This is a genomic window from Acinetobacter sp. GW821-FHT01C12 (genome assembly GCF_059422625.1).
Map to the genome: position 1 here is coordinate 379,492 of NZ_JBWKXD010000003.1, position 21,053 is coordinate 400,544.

Here is a 21,053-nt window from a genome sequence, read left to right on the forward strand (position 1 = left end):
TCAACTCTGTTGCATATTCCAACTTAAAATTTGTTGAGAGACCTTTTTATATGCCTATTTCAAATCAAGATTTACGCAAAGCTGGACTTAAAGTTACCCTACCACGAATCAAGATTTTGGAATTATTAGAAAATTCAAGACAACACCACTTGAGCGCGGAAGACATTTATAAAACATTACTCGAACAAGGTGAAGATGTCGGTCTAGCGACCGTATATCGTGTGTTAACACAATTTGAAGCTGCTGGAATTATCCAGCGCCATCATTTCGAAAACAATCATTCTGTTTTTGAAATTATGCAAGAAGATCATCATGATCATTTGGTTTGTCAAAATTGTAACAAAGTCGTTGAATTTACTAATGAAACCATCGAGCATGAGCAACATTCGGTAGCTGAGAAACACGGCTTTCAATTGACTGGACATTCTTTGAATCTGTACGGTTATTGTGATGAACCTGCATGTCAGGAAGCTTATCGTAAGCGCTAGAATCACATAAATACAACAAATGAAGAGGGGGCTTAGCCGAGCCCCCTCTTTTTATATCAGCCTATTTTTACTTTTGAACTACTGTCCATCAAAGGTGAGTTTGCTATTTGAATTGAGTAGCTGTGCACCACCTTCTTCATCCAATTTGATTTGTAGACGTAAATCATTCGGAGAGTCGGCATGTTTAAGTGCGTCTTTATAGGTAATTTGTCCTGCTTTATAGAGGTCAAATAAAGCTTGGTCAAACGTCTGCATACCCAATTCACGAGAGCGCTTCATCAAATCCTTAATTTCATGTACATCACCTTTACGGATTAAGTCTGAAACTAAGGGTGAGTTAATAAGAATTTCAATTGCAGCACGACGAGAATTACCGTCTGGTGTTGGAATCAATTGCTGTGCAACCATGGCTTTGAGGTTAAGTGATAGATCCATAAACAACTGGCTATGACGGTCAGACTCAAAGAAGTGAATAATCCGGTCAATTGCTTGGTTGGCGTTGTTGGCATGCAGTGTGGCAAAGACTAAGTGACCTGTTTCAGCAAAAGCGATGGCATAGTCCATGGTTTCACGAGAGCGGATCTCACCAATTAAGATCACATCTGGTGCTTGACGCAAAGTATTCTTAAGCGCAATTTCAAAAGAATCTGTATCAATTCCGACTTCACGTTGAGTAATAATACATCCTGCATGTTCGTGTACAAATTCAATTGGGTCTTCAATGGTGATGATATGACCTTTAGAATTTTGATTACGATAACCAATGATGGATGCAAGCGAAGTTGATTTACCTGTCCCTGTTGCACCAACAAAGATAATGATCCCACGTTTGGTCATTGCGAGATCTTTAAGGATAGGTGGTAATTTAAGCTCATCCATGGTCGGAATTTGAGTTTCAATACGACGCAAAACCATTCCAGGCATATCACGTTGTTGAAAAGCGCTGACACGGAAACGCGCAGTTTTATCACGATTGGTAATGGCAAAGTTACATTCACGCGTCTCAGCAAATTCTTTACGCTGCTTTTCACTCATAATAGAGTTAAGCAATTGCATAATAATTTCGCCGTTTAACTTGGTTTTTACCACAGGAACAATTTGACCATTAATTTTCATTGATGGTTCAACATCAGCGGTAATAAATAAGTCTGATGCTTTTTGCTCAATCATCATGTTGAGCAAGTCATTAAAGTCCATCTTTTTTAAACCTCAATAATCCATTTTATAAGAATGATTCTGGTTGTTTTGCTACATTTCTTGCAACTTGAGGACTAATAACACCTTTAGCGACCAGTGTTTTTAAACTCTGATCCAATGTGGTCATACCATAGTTTGCACCGGTTTGAATTGCTGAATACATCTGTGCAACTTTGTTTTCACGAATCAAGTTACGAATTGCAGGAATACCGATCATGATTTCATGTGCTGCAACTCGTCCGCCACCATTCTTTTTCAGTAGGGTTTGTGAAATAACCGCTTGTAATGATTCTGATAACATGGCACGGACCATGTCTTTTTCTTCAGCAGGGAATACGTCAATCACACGGTCAATGGTTTTTGCCGCTGATGTGGTGTGTAGTGTGCCGAAAACCAAGTGACCTGTTTCTGCTGCTGTTAAAGCAAGGCGAATGGTTTCAAGGTCACGCATCTCACCAACTAAGATAATGTCAGGGTCTTCACGTAACGCAGAACGTAGCGCTTCATTAAAGCCATGTGTATCACGATGCACTTCACGTTGGTTGATGAGACACTTTTTAGATTGGTGTACAAATTCGATTGGATCTTCGACCGTTAAAATATGGTCATAGCGACTGTCGTTAATAAAGTCAATCATAGAGGCCAATGTGGTTGATTTACCAGAACCTGTTGGACCTGTTACAAGGATTAAACCACGGGGTAATTCACAAAGATCTTTAAAGATTTGTCCTAAACCTAAATCTTCCATGGTCAATACTTTGGAAGGAATGGTACGAAATACAGCACCCGCACCACGGTTTTGGTTGAATGCATTGACACGGAAACGGGCTATACCTGGAACTTCAAATGAGAAGTCAGTTTCTAATTGTTCTTCAAAATCACGACGTTGCTTATCATTCATGATGTCATAAACCAGTCTGTGAACTTCTTTATGTTCCAGTGCTGGTAAATTGATACGACGGACCTCACCATCGACACGAATCATCGGTGGCATACCTGCTGAAAGGTGTAAGTCAGATGCACCGTTTTTGACGGAAAACGCCAATAATTCTGTAATATCCATAATGTCCCCGAATAAAAACCTATTTGCCTAGGGGGTGTAGATTATTCATCTATGCTTGCGACTAAGCCTGTTTTTTAGGGTTACTAGGCGCGAAGTACGAAATTTAGTTATTCTAAATGATGAGAAACATCGTTTCGCAAGGTAACACGCAATAAAAAAACAGTTAAAAACTTAGCTTCGCCTTGCGCTAAGAACAAAGCAATACTTTGTTCTTGCTCAGGTTGTGGCTAAAATTATCTCAAACTGCGTTATGAAATTTGAAAATAGTCTTGCTATTCTCTACATTCCATTCCTTGTTTGCTCAATTTTAGCCTACAACGCAAGCTATTTATGAACGATCAACACACCCTCATTATTTTGTAGAATAATAAGGCCTTTCACTCAGCATAACCAACAATTTCATTGCTTGGAAGCTGAAATTTTTATGAAATGAGAACCTTGTCAATGAATGATCTAAATCAAGCTCGAAATCATGTACTCGCGCAAATTCAGCAGGCCTGTTTGGCTGCAAATCGAGATGTGAGTCAGGTACAGTTGTTGGCAGTTTCCAAAACACATCCAAGTACGTTATTAAAAGAAATGTATGCTACGGGGCAGCGTGCTTTTGGCGAGAATTATTTACAAGAAGCGCTCGAAAAAATTGAAGATTTAAAAGATTTAGAGATCGAATGGCATTTTATTGGTCATGTGCAGCGCAATAAAACCAAGCATCTTGCTGAAAAATTTGCGTGGGTGCATGGTGTTGATCGTTTTATCATTGCAGAGCGTCTCTCAAATCAACGAGAAGCGACTCAAGCGCCATTAAATATTTGCTTGCAAGTCAATATTGATGCACAAGACAGTAAAGACGGTTGTCAGCCGGATGAAGTTGCAGATCTGGTGAAACAAATCAGTCAATTAAAGAATTTAAAGTTACGTGGTTTAATGGTGATTCCTGCACCTGATCATCCGCAAGCATTTAGTGATGCAAAGCAATTGTTTGATCAGGTTAAAGTTCATCATGCGCATGCTGAAGATTGGGATACGTTAAGCATGGGGATGTCTGGAGATATGGTGGAAGCCATTGCCGCAGGGTCAACCATGGTACGTATTGGGACAGCTTTGTTTGGTGCGCGAGATTATTCAAATCAGCGTTAAAGGTTGTAGCGAAATCGGCGCGAAGGCTGAGTTAATTTTCGCTGGGTTTAAGTTTATTTTAATTTAGATTTAATGCTGTAAACGTATAAGACATCAATAATTCTAATCCATTGAGATTGTTGATGACTATTTTTCATGTATTTATTCTTGCGATCATACAAGGGTTTGCAGAACTGCTGCCTGTATCAAGTTCAGCACATGTGATTGTGGCTGAAAAATTGATGGGTTTTGACCCATCAGCGCCTGATATGACGTTTTTATTGGTAATGCTACATACAGGAACCATGTTTGCGGTCATTGTGTATTTTTGGAAGTCTTGGCGCACAACCTATTTTTCGTCATGGGATCGCTTTAAAAAACAAGCATGGTTTGTGATTGTTGCAACAGGCATCACGGGCGTACTCGGATTGGCACTGCAATCGATGATCAAACATGTTTTTTTTGCTGGGGCAAGCCACTTTGAAATTGAGCAATTGTTTAGCAACTCAAAATTAATGGCTGCTGCTTTAGCTTCTGCTGGTGTATTGATTATTATATCCTCTCGATTAGATCGTGGACAGGTTGGTGATGTGACGATGAAAAGTGCGGCATGGATTGGCGCTGTTCAGGCTTTATGCTTGCCGTTTCGTGGTTTTTCACGTTCAGGTGCAACAATTTCAACAGGATTATTTTTAGGTGTTGCTCGCCAAAAAGCGGAAGAGTTTAGTTTTGCCTTGGCAGTGGTGTTAACCCCAGCGGTGATTGTAAAAGAGCTTTATCGATTGCTACATGCCGAGAATTTTCAAAATATCCATTTAGCTCAACTGCTTTTACCCAGTATGTTTGGGATGCTGTTTAGCTTTATTGCAGGTCTTGTTGCTTTAAAATGGCTATCGAGTTGGCTTGAACATGGTCGTTGGCATTTCTTTGGTATTTATTGTCTGGTTTTCTCTGGTGTCGTTTTACTCATTGGTTAAATCTAAGCGTTCAATCCAGTATGAAAATATTGAACGCTATGGGTCATTTTTCCTATTAGTATTAGACTTCTTTGTTTAAGTCGAGTACAAAAATAATGCGGGATTATATGTATAGCGAATGATTTTTAAGAGTGATAGGGAAGTTTATGTCTGCATATTATCAATTGATTCAGCGTCAAATCGATAAACAGGGTGTAGTGACTGCACATTATCAATCGACACATCATGCTCAAGGGGCTTGGAATGCGCATGAGCAACATATGGCACCAGCGACAGGGGTTATTTGTGCTGAATTAGAGCATTTTTCACCTCGAAATGATGTTCGAATTGGTCGTATAAGTTTAGATATTCTTGGATTAATTGCGGGTGGCGAATTTTATATTCGGACAAAAGTAATTCGAGCTGGCAAGACCATTGAACTGATTGAATCCGAAATGGTCACACAAGGTAAAATAAGTATTGTGGCGAGAACTTGGCGCATGATGACCAGCAATAGTCAAAGTGTTGCAGGTTTAGAGGATCAATCTATTGGAACGCCTGAACAGCTACCGATTTGGCATGAAATACGTCAGTGGCCTGGTGGATATATTCATTCGATTGAAGCAAGGACTGAGCAACGTCGACAGGGAGCTGGTATTGTATGGCTTAGCAATACTTTGGATATGGTTGAAGGTCAACCGACATCGGCATTTGTGAAGTTAATGGGAATGGTCGATACTGCAAATGGTGTCGTGGCGAGACAAACACCTCCTTTTAATTGGGGCTTTCCAAACTTAGATTTACAAATTCATTTATATCGTTTGCCCCAAGGTCAATGGTTAGGTTTAGAAACCGTACAACAGTATGGTGAAGATGGTATTGGTTTAACCAGTTCCGTCTTACATGATATTTATGGACCATTCGGACGTAGTGAACAGATTTTAACACTAAGACCTGTACACGCTGAGTAGTTGCTGGTATGAAATCAAAAAATGTATTTCTACATACAGTTTTTTGATTTGTGTTGATATTTATTCTTTTAAGAAATAAGTATGTTTTTCACATTGGCTAAGATAAATCACTATAAAAAACAATTCTATGTGCAGGTAAAATGAAGCTGATGAGTATCCGTTTAAGCATTTGGAATTTACTTTAAGGCAAACTATTCAGTTAACTTTTTTAAAATATACTCAACAATTCTAGATGTAATATGATCGTCAATTTGACTATACTGATTTGAATAAGATTTAAAAACTGGAAATAGAATATGTATAAATCCAAGCTATTATTATGGTTATGTCTTTGTGCTTTAATCAGCGCTTGTAGTACTGCAAAATATTCTTCAACGCAGGATGCTACTTCACAAGAAATCGAATCTGCACCATCACCTAGCTCAGCAACAGCTAAGGCTGCACCAGCGCCTATTTCCAACCAAAATCGAGTAAAGTCAGAAGAGCGTTTGGGAACGAAATGGGGAGATGACGTAAGCTCATATGTGACTCAAGTTGATTTAAAACGTTTAAGTAGTAGCCCTATTGATGAAACTCAAATTCGTTATGCCAGTAAGCAATTTTCAGGACGCAGTATTAACAGCATTTCTTTAGCCGCTGGAAAAATTAGCTTTTCTGTTGTGGATGATCGTGGGCGAATTTTACCGCTATATCGTGATGGCGAGCGTTATTATCTCTCTGCCCGTGATGGACAAAGCTATCAATTGCGTTATGCCAATACCAGTAGCCAAACCTTTGAAGTTGTTGCAAGTGTCGATGGCCTAGATGTTTTAAATGGAAGTAAAGCATCACGTTCAAATAGTGGTTATGTGTTAAGACCATATAGCTCATTTGCGATTGAAGGTTTTAGAAAGAGTAATTCATCTGTAGCTTCATTTATTTTTAGTAAACCAAATGATGCCTATGCTGCTAACTCTGCCAGTGGTTCTATTCAAAATACTGGTGTGATTGGTACAGTGGTGTATGAGTTAAAAGCCCCTAAATACGATCTACCCAAAAAATCTAAGGATACTTATGCGCCTGCACCAAATGCCTTTCCTGCGGATTAATTAAAAATATTAAGAAGTGAGAGGGATCACATTATCCCTCTCATTTTTTGAGATGTTATAATGTTACACAATTGCAATAATTTAAAAATAGCGCAGTCAAAACAGCTACGATATTATGACTTTGATAATAGGGGGCTGCTGACACTTCATAAATAGTTTGCGTTGTAGGCTAAAATTGAGCAGGCAAGGCATGAAAAGAAGAGAATAACAAGACTATTTTCAAGTTTCATAACGCAGACTGAGATAATTTTAGCCACAACCCTTTGGGACTAGAGTGTTTTTTGCCACTACGTTGTTACGAACTACTCATTTAGAGTGGCTAAATTTCGTATTTCGTGCCTAGTATCGCCTAAAAAACACTCGTTGTCGCAGACATAGAAGAAGTGTCAACAGCCCCCCTTAACGTTACTTATAAACTTTAAAATAGGTTTTATAATGAAAAATATAAATATATTTCTCTGCCTTTTGTTGTGTATTTTTCTAGCTGCATGTTCGAAAAAATCAGATGAAAGCGCATCACAATCCCAAACCGAAGCGACCAGTGCAGATGCTGCTGAAGCAGCCAACAATCAAGTTGCAGCTGATGAAAAGTTAGGCACAAAGTGGGGCGATGAAATTGATTCCCATGTGACTGAGGTGCAGTTAAAGCGTAAATCTGATTCACCTCTTGCTGAAACAATCGTGCAATATGCAGATAAGAACTACAAAGGTAAAACGGTCAATTCAATTTCTATTGCTGCAGGAAAAGTGAGTTTTTCTGTTGTAGATGATCGTGGAAACCGAATTCCCATGTATCGTGTTGGACAAAGCTATTATTTGTCAGGGCGTGAAGGGCAAAGCTATCAACTTCAGTATGAAAATAACACAGCGAAAACTTTTGAAGTGGTTGCCAGTGTTGATGGTGTAGATGTTATTGATGGTAGTGAGGCGTCTCGAAGTAATTCTGGTTATGTCTTACATGCACATGATTCTTTGAAAATTGAAGGTTTCCGTAAGAGTGAATCTGCTGTTGCTTCCTTTACTTTTAGTAAGCCTAAAGATGCGTATGCTGCGAACTCAGAGAATGGTTCCATTCAGAATGCTGGTGTAATTGGTACGGTTTTATATGAGTTGGAAGCACCAGAAGATGAGGCTAAACCTGTGAATAAATATGCACCTCCACCAAATGCATTTCCCGCAGATCGATAAAGAATAAAGTAAAGAAGTGCTTATAAGCACTTCTTTTTTAATTGTTTGGAAGAATAATGAAAAATATTAAATATTTACTATCGATTCTATGTTTATTGGTTACATCTTTAATTCATGAAAATACAAGTGCAAATCCTGAGCTGAACAAAGCGATTGTTTCAGAGCAAAAGACTTATCAAGCGTTTAAGGAGGTTTTTGAATCCCTTGTTGCATCTCTCATGGATCCAATTGCGAATACGGCTCAAGATGATAATATAATGAGCGCACATAGGAGATGTGTTCATCAACAGCAAATCGTTAAAATGCTGTTGAATAATCAAAAGTATAAAGAGCAATTCGATCAAGAGTTTGCTGAAGATCAGCGTACATTTGATGAAGCTTTGAATGGTTTTAAAAATTCAGTGACTGCAATGAAACCTTATTGCGATAAGATACAAGCAGAATACGATAAAAATTTAAATTAAGAAGTGTGAGTTAAACACTAACTCACCACTTCAATCATACTTGCACCCGCCCCTAAAGGACGTACCTGAATTTGCACAGGAATACGTTCATGCATTTCCTGTATATGTGAAATCAATACAACTTTACGCCCTTGATTCTGCAATTGATCTAATGCATTCATGACCATATGTAAAGAAGATGCATCCAATGTTCCAAAACCTTCATCGATAAAGAGAGATTCAATTTTCATCGAACCTGATGCCATATTGGCAATTGCCAAAGACAAGGCAAGGGCAGTCAAGAATGACTCACCCCCTGAAAGTGAGGCAACAGAACGGGTTTCACCGTCCATATCATGGTCAATGATGGCAAGACTAAGTGAGTTATCTAACCGCTTTAAGGTATAACGTTGAGACAACATCGCCAATTGTTGGTTGGCGTGTTCGAGTAAAATATCCAGATTATACTGTTGTGCATAATCACGGAATTTCTTACCAGTTGCATCTCCCATTAAGCCTGAAATTTTGCCCCAGCGATGTTCTTCCTGTTGTACTTGTTGAATCTGATCAGCAAATTGCTTTTGCTTAGCAACATTTTGCTGATGCAATTCAAGTTTGAGTTTTAACTGATCGCGGATTTCAAATTGGGTTTTTAAAGCATTCACATTATCCAAAATCAATTGTTGTAGCTGTTCAAAATCAATATCGGGTTGATGGAGCTTATGTTCGATTAATTGCTCTTGTATGGTGTTAAGTGCTGAGTTGGCCTCATTTAACATTCGTTCAGCGTGTTGCAGTTGTTGGCGAATCTGTTGTTCTTGTACCGCCGTGATTTGAGCCAAGTGCTCAAAATCATCAGGCTGAAAAGCTGGATGTTGAGTGAGCCATTGCTGAATATCCTGATTCACTAGATTGAGGTTATTCTGATTGTGTTGTTGCTGGGCTGTGAGTTGTTCGAGCTGACTTTTTTCTTGCTCAAATTGATTACGTAATTGATTAAAGCTTTGCTTCTGTTGTTGGTAAAGTGTCTGAATTTTCTGATAGTCATGGTCATACTGCGTTAACCATTCATTCGGTTTAACTTCGGTTAATCCTGTCATATTTTGAATGAGTTGATTTGCCAATTCTGTGTTTTGTTGCCCTTTCAGTTTTATCTCGTTCAAGCTATGGGCAGTTTCAGAAATTTGTTTGGTTGCATTCGCTATATTGAGTTGAGCTGTATTGAGTTGCTGTAGATATTGATCATGCTGTTTCGACAATAACTCAAGCTGTTCAAGCTGTTGTGTACGCGTATTTAATTGGCTCAAGATATGTTGTGCTGTGGTGATACTGTACTGTTGCCATGCATTTTTTTCACGCTCAGCTAAGCAACGGACAATATGCTGCACTTGATTGTGTAGGTTATTGGCATTTTGCAATAGATGTTCAGTGTGTTGAATGCTTTGAGTTAATTGTTGCTGAATTTTGATGCTTTGAATCCATTGCTTAGATTGTGCTTCCAATTGTTGAATATCAAACTGATATTGCTGGGTAAGTTGCTCCAATTGTTGCTTAATTTCAGATTGTGTCTGAGTTAAGTTCAGCGGGATTTGGGCTGATTGACCTTGTTCAATACACAGCTGTTGTATGACGTTTATTTTTTCAGTCACATTTTGAAGAGTGGTCTTAAGCTGTTGCTGTTCGACACTCAATTTGGTCAAGTCTTGTTGAGCCGCTTGCCAAAGGTTAAAGGTTTCTTGTTCTTTGAGCGTGGCTTGTTGTTCCTGTTGCTGTTGTAACTCAAACAGTACTTTAGATACAGCAGAATCATCAAGATGATAGGGATGAGTTGTGCTTCCACAAACAACACAAGCTTGACCATCTATTAATTCAGCTCTTAAATGTTCTACATTTTCAGCATGTAATAAGCGTTGTTGTTGTAAAACCTCTTGCAGTTTTAAACGGGCTTGTTTTGCCGTTTGGAAATCTTGTTCAGTCTGTATTGTGGTTTTTTCAAGTTGTTGAAATTGCGCTGAGCAACGTTTCAATCGGTCATTAAGCTGCTGAGATTCAATCTTTAATTCAAAAAACTGGGCTAATTTTTGTTGTAACGTCGCCAATTGGTTGAGTTGGCTCAGTTTAAATTCACGTTGTTGGCGCGTTTGTTCAAGCTGAGTTTCAAGTTGCTCCGCAGTTCCAAATTGATGAATTGAGTCTTGTAATTGTGTTTTTTGCTCAATTAACCTCGTTTCAGCCTGAGATACATTTCCTAATTGATTTTCAATAGATTGATAGTGCTGAATAAATTGAGTTAACTGTTGCACATGTGCAGTTAAACCTTTATCTAAACTTGAGAACTGCTGAGTGTCTGCAAGTTGCTGATCTAAAATATTTCGTTTTTCTGTAATCTGCTGAATATGATGTTCAAGTTGTTGTTGTTGATTGAGTAGTGGGGTTTTAGACGATTCTAAATCATTTAATCTGGTCTGAATTTTCTTAAATTCGACCCCAATAAAATCCCGTTCCTGAATACATTTCCGTACTTCACTCAAAGACTCACGATGGGTGTTTTCGAAATTTTGCTGAACAGTTAAAGCACTTTCAGTTTGGAGAAAACGGGTCTGTTCAGTGTCAAATTGAACTTGTAATGTATCAAAAAGCTGTTGTTGTTTTTGAATTTGTGGTGCGAGTTGCTGTTCTGTTTTTATCAGTTGTTGCTTTTGAAAAATACTAGAGCGAATTTCTGAGAATATTTCTAAACGATTTAAACGTTCACGCTCAGGGATTAAGCCTTGTTGCGTTTGTAATTGTGTATCAAGCAACTGTTGCTTAACGACAATTTCATCATTCAGTTTTTGTTTACGCTCAAACCATTGCTGTTGTTTTTCAAGTTGCGATTTTTCATCTTCAAGCTTTTTATAGTCTCGATTGATGTGTTGGAATTGTATGTGTAATTCAGCGGCATCTTCCTCAGAGAGAAGTTCAATATGGCCGAGAAGATTTTCCAATTCCTTACGTTTTGATGCCACCAATTTGGTTTTTTCATAGGCCAATTGGCCGACTTTTCCAAAAATGGATGAATTGGTTAAATACTCAAGTAATTCACCACGTTCATTGTCACGTGCTTTTAAAAAGGCTGTGACTTCGGATTGTGCCAAAAGAACTGCACGGGTAAATTGCTCAAAACTCAGTTGGGTAATTTTATAAATCGCTGATTCAACGGCTTTGGCTTTATCTGCTACTACTGTTCCATCGGTTAAGCATTTTAAATAGCGTTGGACACTTTGTAGTTTTCCATCTGCTTTTTCACGGGAACGTTTAAGTTCCCAGCGTGCCAAATAATGCTTTTGGTCTTGTGCCACAAAACATAATTCAGCAAAGCCGTGTGCGGTCCCGCGGCGTAGTACAGTCAGTGGTGAGTTGGTTAAAAGTTCAGAGCCATCAACATCCTGTAATTTACCATCACTGTCTTTTAAACGTGGGATTTTATTAAACAGAGCAAGGCACATGGCATCCAAAATAGTTGATTTTCCTGCCCCTGTTTTTCCAACAATCGCCACTAAACCTGCTGAAGCTAAAGGTTCAGATTCAAAATCTATAAAATGTTCACCAGAAAGAGATGCGAGATTTTTGAGTCGTATAGATAAAATTTTCACGGCAAACTCCTATGCGTCATGTTCATTTTCAAGCGTTTTTTCGGCTTCTTGTAATAAGCTTAAAAAGTCTTTCAAGACCGCATCATCATTGGTATAGCCATTTTTTTCCCAAAGTTGTTGAAAGAGTTTTTCTGGTGTCGGTGGTTCTAAATTGATTGAAGTAATTTCATCGCTATTTTTTTCTGATGCGAAGTATTGTCTTGATATGCGAACTAAGCGGTAACGGCTTTTGGGTAAGGCATCTTCAAATTGTTGACGCAAATTGGGCGGAGGTGGAACATCGGTGTGGTATTCAATATCGACATATTCACGCTGATCAATATTTTCAATTTCACCGCTTGCTAAGGCCTTTAATTTGGCTAAAACTTCATTCAATTCCCCTTTAATTTTATGCAGTTGTACACTACGGGGAATAAATATACTTTCAAATGAAACCCGTGACTCATCTGTTTTAAGCGGGTCAATATTAACATCGACAATTTGGTGTTTATAGTTGATTTCACTAAAGGATAAGGGAATAGGTGAACCACTATAACGGATATGTTCCTGACCAACTTTTTGCGGTTTATGTAAATGCCCGAGTGCAACATAATCAATGCTATCTTCAAACAATGTGGTAGAAAGTGCTTCCTCATTGCCAATGATAATAGGCCGTTCAGAATCAGAGGTTTCTCCACCTTGCATATGGGCATGTGACATTAGAATGAGTGCTTGATTATCTGTCTTTCTTTTTCGTGCTTCAGAAATCACCTGTTGATGTAAATAGGCAATGGCATTTTGACTGTTATTGGTTTGTTCATTAAAGCCAGTGATTTCGGCTGGGCGCAGAAATGGTAAACTTAGACACCAAGCAATAATATTTTTTTGTTCATCATAAATTGGAATCAGTAAACGATCTAAATCAATTTGACCAAGCTCGTTTTTATGAATCACACCGACTGTTTTAGCGTGATATTTTTCAAGCAGGGGCTCAACTTGTTCAATGCGATAACCTGAATCATGATTACCTGCAATCATTAAGGTTTGCATATGTGGAGCAAGCTGATGTGCATTGGCTAGGAATTGATAGAGTTGTTTTTGCGCAGCAGATGCAGGATTGATGACATCGAATATATCGCCTGCAATTAATAGGGCATGGGGCTGTTTTTCTTTGATTTGGGCTAATAACCACGCTAAAAATTGCTCATGTTCATACTGGCGAGAATGGTTATAGAAGAATTGTCCCAGATGCCAGTCTGAAGTATGAAGAAAGCGTACAGTCATTAGTTGGATAAGCCTTACAGAATTTAAAATTAAGGTAGCACAAATTGAATGCTTAAATCAGCTGTAAGGCCTTAATCACTTAATATGATCTGTATTTTTTATAAAAATTCTTAAAAATTTTTCACTATCTTTTAATTTCAACTGTTTCATGCAGCCCAATATAGACAGGTTTTTCTCAAACATTCATTTAGATTTTTAATCAATCAAACTTATTTTGCATTGGGATCAACTTGGACTAATCCAAAGGTATTATGATCTGCATCTAAAAAATAACCTTGCCAACATTTATTGGGAATAGCAAATTTCTCCATTGCTACTTGACCACCTAAAGCTAAAATTTTTTCAGCAGTTGTATCAAAATCTTCAACTTCAAAGGAACAGGTAAAGGCATTGGTTCCGCAATGGGTAGGTGGTGTTTGAGCTGGACGCTCCAATAAGCCACCATGTATGTTGGCTGTTTCAATTTGAAAATATTGAATGGGTAGACCTTCAATTTTGCTAAATTTCCAACCGAAAACTTCATGATAAAATTTAACTTCACGTTCAGGGTTTGAAGACTGAATTTCAAAGTAGCTTAGTGCGTTCATTGTTATTGTCCAATTTTAAATGTTTTGATTAAGATAATAGAGTTTACAAAGTTGTGATGTATAAATATTGAAAATGAAAGAATGAGGCAATTAAAAGTGATGTGTTATGGATAAAGAAAAATTACATGAATTACGCGCAAAAATTACCATTTCAATCGCAGATGCTTGCGCTTTATTAAAACAATATGATGAGCTAGCACATTGCATACAAGTTTATCATCAGCAGAATATTGAAAAAATTTGTGCAGCAACAGATTGTGAGGCGGAGCTTGCACAAGAATATTATGATGATCCGAGATATCATCACAATCTTGAAAAAATCATTCAAAAAATTAATGAATTTAATCAGCGAACAATCAAATTAAGCATAGATGAAAATCCAAAATATGTTGATAAAGTGGGTTTCTTTATTTGGGCAGAAGATGAAAACTTAGAGAGCATACAAAATAAACGCAATAGAACTTATTTTATTCCGCAAGATGATTTTGCTTATGTCATTAAAATATTTAGATCTTTATTTCCATTGTTTAGCCCACTGAGAAATGAATTTGAGTGTAGTTTTGATCCTTGTTCAGATAACTATTTTGATCAAAATGCCATACAAGACATTATCTTAAAAATTAAAGATCTGCATTTTAACGATAGCAAAGTGATGAGTTTTTTAGAAAAACTGGTTTGTTGTTTAGAGGAAAAAATACAAATAGGGACTTATGTCGTTATTTTTGGAAATCAATAAATGAAATCGAAACGGCTGTTAGAAGTCGATGTGAAGTAATTTAGTGATGTCGATAAGTTAAGACAAAACTTTTAAGCTTATTTAAAATTTTATAACCAATAAAATCGTTAAAATTTGGATATTTAATTCGATAATACTCATTCCAATAGCTGACAATTCTACTTTGAGTCGTTTGGTCATATTTGGGATTTTGCAGCATAAATGCTGCAAAAAGCCCTTGATTATTTGCATCTAGAATCGGTTCAATGGCCTCTAAAATTTCTTGAACATATTCACCCAATAACTGAAAAATGAAAGGGATCATAAAACTTATAAGGTCAGTTTTAAGGAGTCTTTCGAGCGCTCTTTGCCGAACAAAACCATTGTGATGGCGAGTAAGAATACACCATAGAATTTGACGTTGTATTAAAGAAAAATTATGAAACTCAATATATTGTAACTGAGTTATATAGATCCTTGATGGTACAACGATATGTTCTTGATGAATCAACACTTCGCATTGAGAGCTTTCATGAATTTTTATTTTTTTACTTTCTAAGTATTTTGATATTACTAAAACATCATCTAATAGAGCTTTAGGAAAAGCTCGGATTAACTTTAGATGATTGCTCACGGATTTGCTGCTCTCAGTTATTTTAAAGTCGGTGCAAAATGAAAATCATAACTCTCAGAAATAGGAATAATTTTTTTATCCACTTGTTCGATATCCTTACCTTCTTTGGTAAATAACATGGGCATAAAACTAAAGACTTGGTTGCCATTGAGACTTTGAAGATCTGTCTGCCAGTTTTGCCAACGGAATACTTGATAAAACTGAGCAATATCTCCATTGAATGCCCAAGTCAAAAATTCTGAATAGCTCACATCAAGATTTTCCCATACCAATGTATCTGGGGCAAAATAGTAAATCTTTCCAATTGCTTCACCTAATTTTCCATTATTGATAGCAAAGTAACCTCCTAAAACATCATCAGCAATCAGTAGATAGGTTAGTTCTAGATCAGATTGATGAAACGTTTTATGATGATTCCATTCAGTAATACCACGATCTAATTTTGGATGTCCTGAAGCTAAAATTCTCAACCATCCATGATCAATCAGTATTCCACCTGTTTCATAAATAATTGAACCCATAGGTGAACGAGTTGTGACTTGAATGCTCAGTAACTCTTGTTCAGCTCTTAATTTGTTCTTGGGTAAAACTTCAATATGGTTGGTGGCTTGAGTCATCCATTCTTGTACCAATATCCAGCCTGAATCTTCAATATTGATTAATTGTTCTAAAGTTTTCATTGTTTGCTGTTATCCAAATAATACAAAGCGCTTAAGTGGTTTCCCTCGGGTACTCTAAAATTCGAGGAAAATGGAAATCATAATTTTGTAGTGCAAACTTATACAATTGAGCAGGGCGTTTGCCCGCAATTTTAGTTTGGTCTGTTTCCTCAACTGCGCCAGCTTCAATCATACGCCGTCTAAATGACTTCTTCTCTAAGCTTTGTCCCAAAATAATTTCATAAATCTGCTGTAGCTCAGTCAAAGTAAACAATTTTGGCATCAAACTGACGGGTAAGGCTGTATAACGCGCCTTACTGCTTAAACGGTCAACAGCCATATCTAAAAGCTGTAAATGATCAAAAGCCAAGTCTAATTTTTTTGCTTCAGCAATTGAAATCCACTTGCTATATTCATTTTGTTCAGTGGCAATCTGTTGGAATGCTTTGAAATCAATCAGGGCAAAATATAAAGCTGTTACAGCCCATCCACGAGGATCACGTGTTGCATTGCCAACCGTTGCAACTTGTTCCAAATGCGGTGATTGAAGTCCAGTTTTTTCAACCAATTTACGATGTGCTGTTGTCATCAAATCTTGATCTTTAGACAAATCGACAAAACCACCTGGGAGTGCCCATTTATCTTTTTGTGGGAAATTAGAACGTTTAATCAATAAAACCTGTAGTTGACCCGCATCAACAGAAAAAATCGCCATATCCACTGTAAGTAATGGGGATTCATAGTCCTTTTTATTATAGTTAGATAGAAATTCCTGTTCGGAGTTAAAGGTCACTGTAAGGCTCGCTTAATTTTATTAAAGTAACGGATTGTGTTGGATTATTGCAGGGTGGAAGAGATTCGCCAAGTAGAAAATATGTTTAGCAAGAATGAGATGGACAATGGCGCAGCCTAAGCGTAGAAACCTTGCTATAAAAGCAAGGTTTCTACAAATGGTTGTTATAACTGATTTGCCAATCGCTCCCGAATTTCATTCAATCGACACGCTCGAATCAATTGCCCATTTTCAAACACCGTTTTTAACTCACCTTGTTGCTCTTGTTCCATGGTTTGCTGATCAAATAACACAAATCCATCTTCAGTTTTTTCTACACGAAGTAAACCTTTAGCAGATTTCTTTATACCAGAATCAGTGATCGGATCTTTAAACAATTCACGTGGAACACCGTTGACTTGTCCCCAAGTGGCTTTAACTGCAAAACCAAATGTGTCACGCGTTAAATAGTTATAAGTATAACTACCGATGCCAAAGACCAGATTATTTGAAGCATAGCCCTTCGCTTCCAGCCCTTGAACAATATTTAAAGCACGTTCCAAAGTAATCGAGTCACCATAAATCAAACCAACACGCTCATTTAAAACTTTATAGCCTTGATCTGTTTCGGTTCCGCCAAAGATTTCCCATAAACATTGCACAGCGCCTTTATAAGCTGGACTGCCCATTTCAGCTTCAGGGTCACCGCAAATGATTTTTACAGGATCACCAGAGTCAGGACGAAAAACCAATTTAGCCAAACCTAAAGCATTTGGCTGACGAGCTAGAATTTCATCTTTTAGCTCCACAGTAAATTCTGTAATCACTCGCCAAAAATCCCAAGTATCCGATACGATACTGACCACACCTGATGGATAAAGCTCAGTGATTAAACGTCTAAAAGTTTCAATTTCGTTGTCTTCACTGCCCATACACATCACACTATGTTCGGTTGCTGGAACTGAAACACCTACAATGCCGTCTGCATCGTAATATTCTTCTGCATAATCAATCGCTGAAACTGCGTCTGTACCGATAAAGCTGGTTAAATGTCCTACACCATTTTGTGTGGCATCATAAATCCCACTCATGCCGCGACTACTAAAATCATGGCCTTGTACAGCAACGAAGTCTAAAGGTGCACCTGTTTTAATCGCATATGCTGTCAGTAAGCGTTTGTATTCAAATGCAATCGTTGCTGTCGTACAACTTTTCCATAATTCAGCACTGAGTACTGTTTCTAAGTAGTTGGTTAACCAAAAGAACTCAGGTAGGGTATTTACAATAGTGAGTACAGGTACTTTTATATTGACACGACTGCCTTCTTCTAGCGCCTTGATTCGGATTGGTAAATAGCCTAAGTCATATAAAGCTTCGATATGATCGACTGGTACTGCGCCGTCACCCAATGCGTTATCCATTCTACGTTTATATCTAGCAATGACTTTTGCCTTATCTTGTTGGAAAAAACCTTCATTCCAAGTCTCAATCAAAAAGTGTTTGATAAAGCCTTGTAAGCCAAAGAACACGATTTTATCGTCGAAGCCAGGCAACATTTTTGCTAAACGAGAAGAACGTGGGGTGAAATTGGCATAAACATATTCTGTGCCAACAGGGTACTGGCGTCTGTGATCTGCTTTATAAAAGTCGATTGCATTCAGTGGATTGATTTTTAAGCTCATTCTTATTCTCCAAAATAATTAAAATGAATTGAAACGACTAAATGAAATGACGTTTAGATTTGGGTGTTCAGTTTGTGGAAAGCTCGTCGTGGTAAAAATTTGATCAACCAAGCCTTCAAATACGTGCATACCTTTACTAAAGATCCCGTGAGTTACATACAAAATCACATGTTGGCAATTTAATTTTTTTAACTCTTGTGCAATACCAATAAAAGTTGCACCACCATCACAAATATCGTCTGTGATCACAGCTGTTTTGCCCGTTAAATCAGTTGCATTGACTTGAGCATTCTGAATTTTTCCTGTGACGGCATCACGGTTTTTTTCACAGTAGACCATTTCGATTTCGTGATCTCTTAAGCTATTGATGACCTTGGCAATCGTTTTAGTCCGTTGTTTTGCACCTGCATCTGGACAGATTAAAACGGTGTCTTGAGCAATTAAAATGTCTTGTAACTTTGAATTTTGCAGAATGATTTCACTTGGTTGAACATTCTCAATTTCAAAAAAATGGGTGTTTTCATTTAAAAGCTTTTCAGTAACACAACTATGTGCATCCCAAACTTTGATTGATTTACGTTGTTGTGGAAATTGTTCAGTATTGATATTTAATAATTTTGTCATCAGTTCTAATGAGAATGCCTGTCCCATCGCACAGATTCGATCTTGGCGTGCGTATGGAAAATAGGGGATTTCTAAATCAATTTCTAAACCTTGATTGAGTAATACATTTTCGATTAACAAGTAATCCATCAAATCTTGCGTATTACTGATTTTGGCTTGAATCTGAATTTGCCCTTTCAACGTTTTTAACGTATCTGCTGAAATTTGAACATGTCGTTCACCACCCGCAAACTGAATATTTTGAATAGGGATAATATTGTTGTTTGAATCTTTGACTTGGATAGACATGTTGCTTATACCTATAAGGTGGCTTATAGCCAATACATATATAGTGTCATAAAGCCTATTTAATTATCAATATTACTTCACAAAAGTTTACAAATCTGAGTTTTAGATGCTTTTTGAATGGATTTTTATTTAAGTAATTGTTTTGTATTGTAATATTTAGTGTGTGAGAGCGTGCTGATTTTTAATGCTGTCTATCATTCCAGATTTAACAGGTTTAAATCCCTAGACATTTATTATGTAAGAAAAAGCAGGGGATCACTAAAAGACGATAGCTATATAAAGACAGCTACGATAAAAAGTCCTTACTATAAGAAATATGCACTTTAACAAGTTAGGGGATATGATTCAGTCGTTGAAATATTCTTGTTCAACAGATAGAGAACAAGAGATTTTTTAAAAATCAAAAAATGCTTATGTGGAGTAAATCATATTGGTATTGAAAGTTCCTTCTCCACCTTTAGGGAAGTTTAGGATGAGGAACTTTTATGTTGAACTCAGTTTTAAAAAGGGCTTTTGAAAGAAGCCGAATAAAAATATTTTAAAATGATTTAAATTATTGAAGGCAGTTAAATAAAGTCGCTCTAATCCAAGAACACGGTAAAGTTTTCTATAGGTTCACGCGGGGTAATAAATGTATTTACAATATGATCTGGATCGGCATAGCCCAATACAACAGCACAGACTAACTCCTCATCATCAGGCGCATTGAGTACCTCTAAGACAATACGATGAAAATGATTCCAAGCAGCTTGAGGACAACTGTCTATACCGCGAGCTTTGGCTGCAATCATGACATTTTGCACCATCATGGAAATATCCATTTTAGCGCCAGTTCCCATGATTTTATTTACAGTAAAATACAGCACAACAGGTGCATCAAAAAGCTGATAATTTCTTAAATGTTGTGCCGCCATTTTTTCTTTTTCGCTTTTTTGAATCGCCAAAAGCCCATACAGCCCCCAACCATTTTCACGACGACGATCAATAAATGGTGAAATCCAAGTGGTTGGGTAGTATGAAAAGCTCGCAGTATGCTGTTCGGCAAGTTCTGGTCGGGTAAATAATTCGATTTGAGCAGCACATACACGGTCAATCATTTCTTGCCGTTTGTTACCAGTGACGACATATACTTTCCACGGTTGGGTATTTGCTCCTGATGGCGCACGACAGGCAACTTTTAAAATATCTTTAATAATAGATAAATCGATAGGTTTATCCAAAAATGCACGTACTGAATGACGGCTTGTAATTGCTTGATCTATCACTTGAACCTGTTCTAAAAGCATAAAAGTCCTTTATTGGTCTAATTTTTCATCAAATAGACTATATACGATAGTCGTAGAGGCGTTATATTCATTTTTTGAAATTTTAGCTAAGCCTTAGATTATATAATGATTATAGAAATACTAATCTGAAAAAAGAATTGAAATTAAAGTATTATTCGATAAAACTGATTTAATAAAGGGGTTGAGTTACGCTAGATTACAAAGGTGTAAGAATTATACACAAATTGTTACTTTTGGGTTTTAACTTAGTTTCAACGCTTTCATAATTTAATAGCAAGCATATATGTGCAAAGTTTTTTTTATGTGGTGTTTGAGAAACTACTGAAGAAAACAAGAAAAATTGATTTTTTAGCAAAGTATTGGGGTTAAAAGATCAAATTGTACGGATGCACATCATA

The 21,053-nt window shown here is 37.2% G+C and carries 19 protein-coding genes; 8 read left to right on the forward strand and 11 right to left on the reverse strand.

Going from position 1 to position 21,053, the window contains the following annotated elements; genetic code table 11:
* The first annotated feature begins 50 nt into the window (after window positions 1-50).
* A complete protein-coding gene (gene fur / locus AC07WY_RS10970; RefSeq protein WP_004722737.1) occupies window positions 51-488 on the forward strand; it encodes a ferric iron uptake transcriptional regulator in 438 nt (145 codons plus the stop codon).
* A 78-nt stretch (window positions 489-566) separates the two neighbouring features.
* On the opposite strand, the gene AC07WY_RS10975 is transcribed toward fur, so the two are convergent.
* A complete protein-coding gene (locus AC07WY_RS10975) occupies window positions 567-1,685 on the reverse strand; it encodes a PilT/PilU family type 4a pilus ATPase (RefSeq protein WP_004722736.1) in 1,119 nt (372 codons plus the stop codon).
* A gap of 25 nt (window positions 1,686-1,710) precedes the next feature.
* Window positions 1,711-2,748, reverse strand: a complete 1,038-nt coding sequence (locus AC07WY_RS10980) for a type IV pilus twitching motility protein PilT (protein ID WP_004722735.1) — start codon at window positions 2,746-2,748, stop codon at window positions 1,711-1,713.
* 444 nt (window positions 2,749-3,192) lie between these two features.
* Between AC07WY_RS10980 and AC07WY_RS10985 the strand changes: the two genes are divergently transcribed.
* From AC07WY_RS10985 to AC07WY_RS11010, 6 genes are all read left to right on the forward strand, one after another.
* On the forward strand, window positions 3,193-3,885 hold the full coding sequence (locus AC07WY_RS10985) for a YggS family pyridoxal phosphate-dependent enzyme (RefSeq protein WP_262085193.1): 693 nt from the start codon (window positions 3,193-3,195) through the stop codon (window positions 3,883-3,885).
* Between the two features lie 122 nt (window positions 3,886-4,007).
* Window positions 4,008-4,841, forward strand: a complete 834-nt coding sequence (locus tag AC07WY_RS10990) for an undecaprenyl-diphosphate phosphatase (RefSeq protein WP_494736359.1) — start codon at window positions 4,008-4,010, stop codon at window positions 4,839-4,841.
* Between the two features lie 146 nt (window positions 4,842-4,987).
* The gene (locus tag AC07WY_RS10995; protein WP_494736360.1) at window positions 4,988-5,791 is read left to right on the forward strand and encodes a thioesterase family protein; all 804 of its coding nucleotides are present in this window, start codon (window positions 4,988-4,990) and stop codon (window positions 5,789-5,791) included.
* A 296-nt stretch (window positions 5,792-6,087) separates the two neighbouring features.
* Window positions 6,088-6,879: a hypothetical protein gene (locus AC07WY_RS11000; protein WP_494736361.1), complete on the forward strand. Its 792-nt coding sequence runs from the start codon at window positions 6,088-6,090 to the stop codon at window positions 6,877-6,879.
* A 435-nt stretch (window positions 6,880-7,314) separates the two neighbouring features.
* Window positions 7,315-8,067, forward strand: a complete 753-nt coding sequence (locus AC07WY_RS11005; protein ID WP_494736362.1) for a hypothetical protein — start codon at window positions 7,315-7,317, stop codon at window positions 8,065-8,067.
* A 56-nt stretch (window positions 8,068-8,123) separates the two neighbouring features.
* Window positions 8,124-8,531 carry a hypothetical protein gene (locus AC07WY_RS11010; RefSeq protein ID WP_262085198.1) on the forward strand — a complete coding sequence of 136 codons (408 nt, stop codon included), beginning with the start codon at window positions 8,124-8,126 and terminating at the stop codon, window positions 8,529-8,531.
* 17 nt (window positions 8,532-8,548) lie between these two features.
* On the opposite strand, the gene AC07WY_RS11015 is transcribed toward AC07WY_RS11010, so the two are convergent.
* The 3 genes from AC07WY_RS11015 to AC07WY_RS11025 all read right to left on the reverse strand — a co-directional run bounded on the left by AC07WY_RS11015 (window position 8,549) and on the right by AC07WY_RS11025 (window position 13,995).
* Complete coding sequence (locus tag AC07WY_RS11015) at window positions 8,549-12,145, reverse strand: AAA family ATPase (RefSeq protein WP_494736363.1); 3,597 nt, start codon at window positions 12,143-12,145, stop codon at window positions 8,549-8,551.
* 9 nt (window positions 12,146-12,154) lie between these two features.
* Window positions 12,155-13,408 (reverse strand): exonuclease SbcCD subunit D, encoded by a 1,254-nt coding sequence (locus tag AC07WY_RS11020; RefSeq protein WP_494736364.1) that lies wholly within the window; start codon window positions 13,406-13,408, stop codon window positions 12,155-12,157.
* A 209-nt stretch (window positions 13,409-13,617) separates the two neighbouring features.
* Entirely contained in the window at window positions 13,618-13,995 is a 378-nt protein-coding gene (locus AC07WY_RS11025; RefSeq protein ID WP_262085201.1) for a VOC family protein, read from the reverse strand.
* 106 nt (window positions 13,996-14,101) lie between these two features.
* Here AC07WY_RS11025 and AC07WY_RS11030 point away from each other — a divergent pair, with 106 nt between their 5' ends.
* Complete coding sequence (locus AC07WY_RS11030; RefSeq protein WP_494736365.1) at window positions 14,102-14,731, forward strand: hypothetical protein; 630 nt, start codon at window positions 14,102-14,104, stop codon at window positions 14,729-14,731.
* 40 nt (window positions 14,732-14,771) lie between these two features.
* Here AC07WY_RS11030 and AC07WY_RS11035 read toward each other — a convergent pair whose 3' ends face one another.
* The 6 genes from AC07WY_RS11035 to AC07WY_RS11060 form a co-directional block, all read right to left on the reverse strand.
* Complete coding sequence (locus tag AC07WY_RS11035; protein ID WP_494736366.1) at window positions 14,772-15,344, reverse strand: hypothetical protein; 573 nt, start codon at window positions 15,342-15,344, stop codon at window positions 14,772-14,774.
* Between the two features lie 17 nt (window positions 15,345-15,361).
* Window positions 15,362-16,024 carry a DUF2625 domain-containing protein gene (locus tag AC07WY_RS11040; RefSeq protein ID WP_004722708.1) on the reverse strand — a complete coding sequence of 221 codons (663 nt, stop codon included), beginning with the start codon at window positions 16,022-16,024 and terminating at the stop codon, window positions 15,362-15,364.
* 31 nt (window positions 16,025-16,055) lie between these two features.
* Window positions 16,056-16,796, reverse strand: coding sequence for an ADPR responsive transcriptional repressor NtrR (gene ntrR / locus AC07WY_RS11045; RefSeq protein ID WP_494736367.1), 741 nt, complete (start codon window positions 16,794-16,796; stop codon window positions 16,056-16,058).
* A gap of 164 nt (window positions 16,797-16,960) precedes the next feature.
* A complete protein-coding gene (locus AC07WY_RS11050; RefSeq protein WP_419334888.1) occupies window positions 16,961-18,457 on the reverse strand; it encodes a nicotinate phosphoribosyltransferase in 1,497 nt (498 codons plus the stop codon).
* A gap of 18 nt (window positions 18,458-18,475) precedes the next feature.
* The gene (locus AC07WY_RS11055; protein ID WP_262085208.1) at window positions 18,476-19,369 is read right to left on the reverse strand and encodes a phosphoribosyltransferase family protein; all 894 of its coding nucleotides are present in this window, start codon (window positions 19,367-19,369) and stop codon (window positions 18,476-18,478) included.
* A 581-nt stretch (window positions 19,370-19,950) separates the two neighbouring features.
* Complete coding sequence (locus AC07WY_RS11060; protein ID WP_262085209.1) at window positions 19,951-20,655, reverse strand: nitroreductase; 705 nt, start codon at window positions 20,653-20,655, stop codon at window positions 19,951-19,953.
* Between the last annotated feature and the right edge of the window lie 398 nt (window positions 20,656-21,053).

What these genes read in the sequence shown, in the direction of transcription:
- AC07WY_RS11050 (WP_419334888.1), bottom strand. Translation starts at nt 18,457, where the DNA reads ATGAGCTTAAAAATCAATCCACTGAATGCAATCGACTTTTATAAAGCA.
- AC07WY_RS11020 (WP_494736364.1), bottom strand. Translation starts at nt 13,408, where the DNA reads ATGACTGTACGCTTTCTTCATACTTCAGACTGGCATCTGGGACAATTC.
- AC07WY_RS11055 (WP_262085208.1), bottom strand. Translation starts at nt 19,369, where the DNA reads ATGTCTATCCAAGTCAAAGATTCAAACAACAATATTATCCCTATTCAA.
- AC07WY_RS11060 (WP_262085209.1), bottom strand. Translation starts at nt 20,655, where the DNA reads ATGCTTTTAGAACAGGTTCAAGTGATAGATCAAGCAATTACAAGCCGT.
- AC07WY_RS10975 (WP_004722736.1), bottom strand. Translation starts at nt 1,685, where the DNA reads ATGGACTTTAATGACTTGCTCAACATGATGATTGAGCAAAAAGCATCA.
- AC07WY_RS11005 (WP_494736362.1), top strand. Translation starts at nt 7,315, where the DNA reads ATGAAAAATATAAATATATTTCTCTGCCTTTTGTTGTGTATTTTTCTA.
- AC07WY_RS10995 (WP_494736360.1), top strand. Translation starts at nt 4,988, where the DNA reads ATGTCTGCATATTATCAATTGATTCAGCGTCAAATCGATAAACAGGGT.
- AC07WY_RS11030 (WP_494736365.1), top strand. Translation starts at nt 14,102, where the DNA reads ATGGATAAAGAAAAATTACATGAATTACGCGCAAAAATTACCATTTCA.
- AC07WY_RS11040 (WP_004722708.1), bottom strand. Translation starts at nt 16,024, where the DNA reads ATGAAAACTTTAGAACAATTAATCAATATTGAAGATTCAGGCTGGATA.
- AC07WY_RS11010 (WP_262085198.1), top strand. Translation starts at nt 8,124, where the DNA reads ATGAAAAATATTAAATATTTACTATCGATTCTATGTTTATTGGTTACA.
- AC07WY_RS11025 (WP_262085201.1), bottom strand. Translation starts at nt 13,995, where the DNA reads ATGAACGCACTAAGCTACTTTGAAATTCAGTCTTCAAACCCTGAACGT.
- fur (WP_004722737.1), top strand. Translation starts at nt 51, where the DNA reads ATGCCTATTTCAAATCAAGATTTACGCAAAGCTGGACTTAAAGTTACC.
- AC07WY_RS10980 (WP_004722735.1), bottom strand. Translation starts at nt 2,748, where the DNA reads ATGGATATTACAGAATTATTGGCGTTTTCCGTCAAAAACGGTGCATCT.
- AC07WY_RS10990 (WP_494736359.1), top strand. Translation starts at nt 4,008, where the DNA reads ATGACTATTTTTCATGTATTTATTCTTGCGATCATACAAGGGTTTGCA.
- AC07WY_RS10985 (WP_262085193.1), top strand. Translation starts at nt 3,193, where the DNA reads ATGAATGATCTAAATCAAGCTCGAAATCATGTACTCGCGCAAATTCAG.
- AC07WY_RS11000 (WP_494736361.1), top strand. Translation starts at nt 6,088, where the DNA reads ATGTATAAATCCAAGCTATTATTATGGTTATGTCTTTGTGCTTTAATC.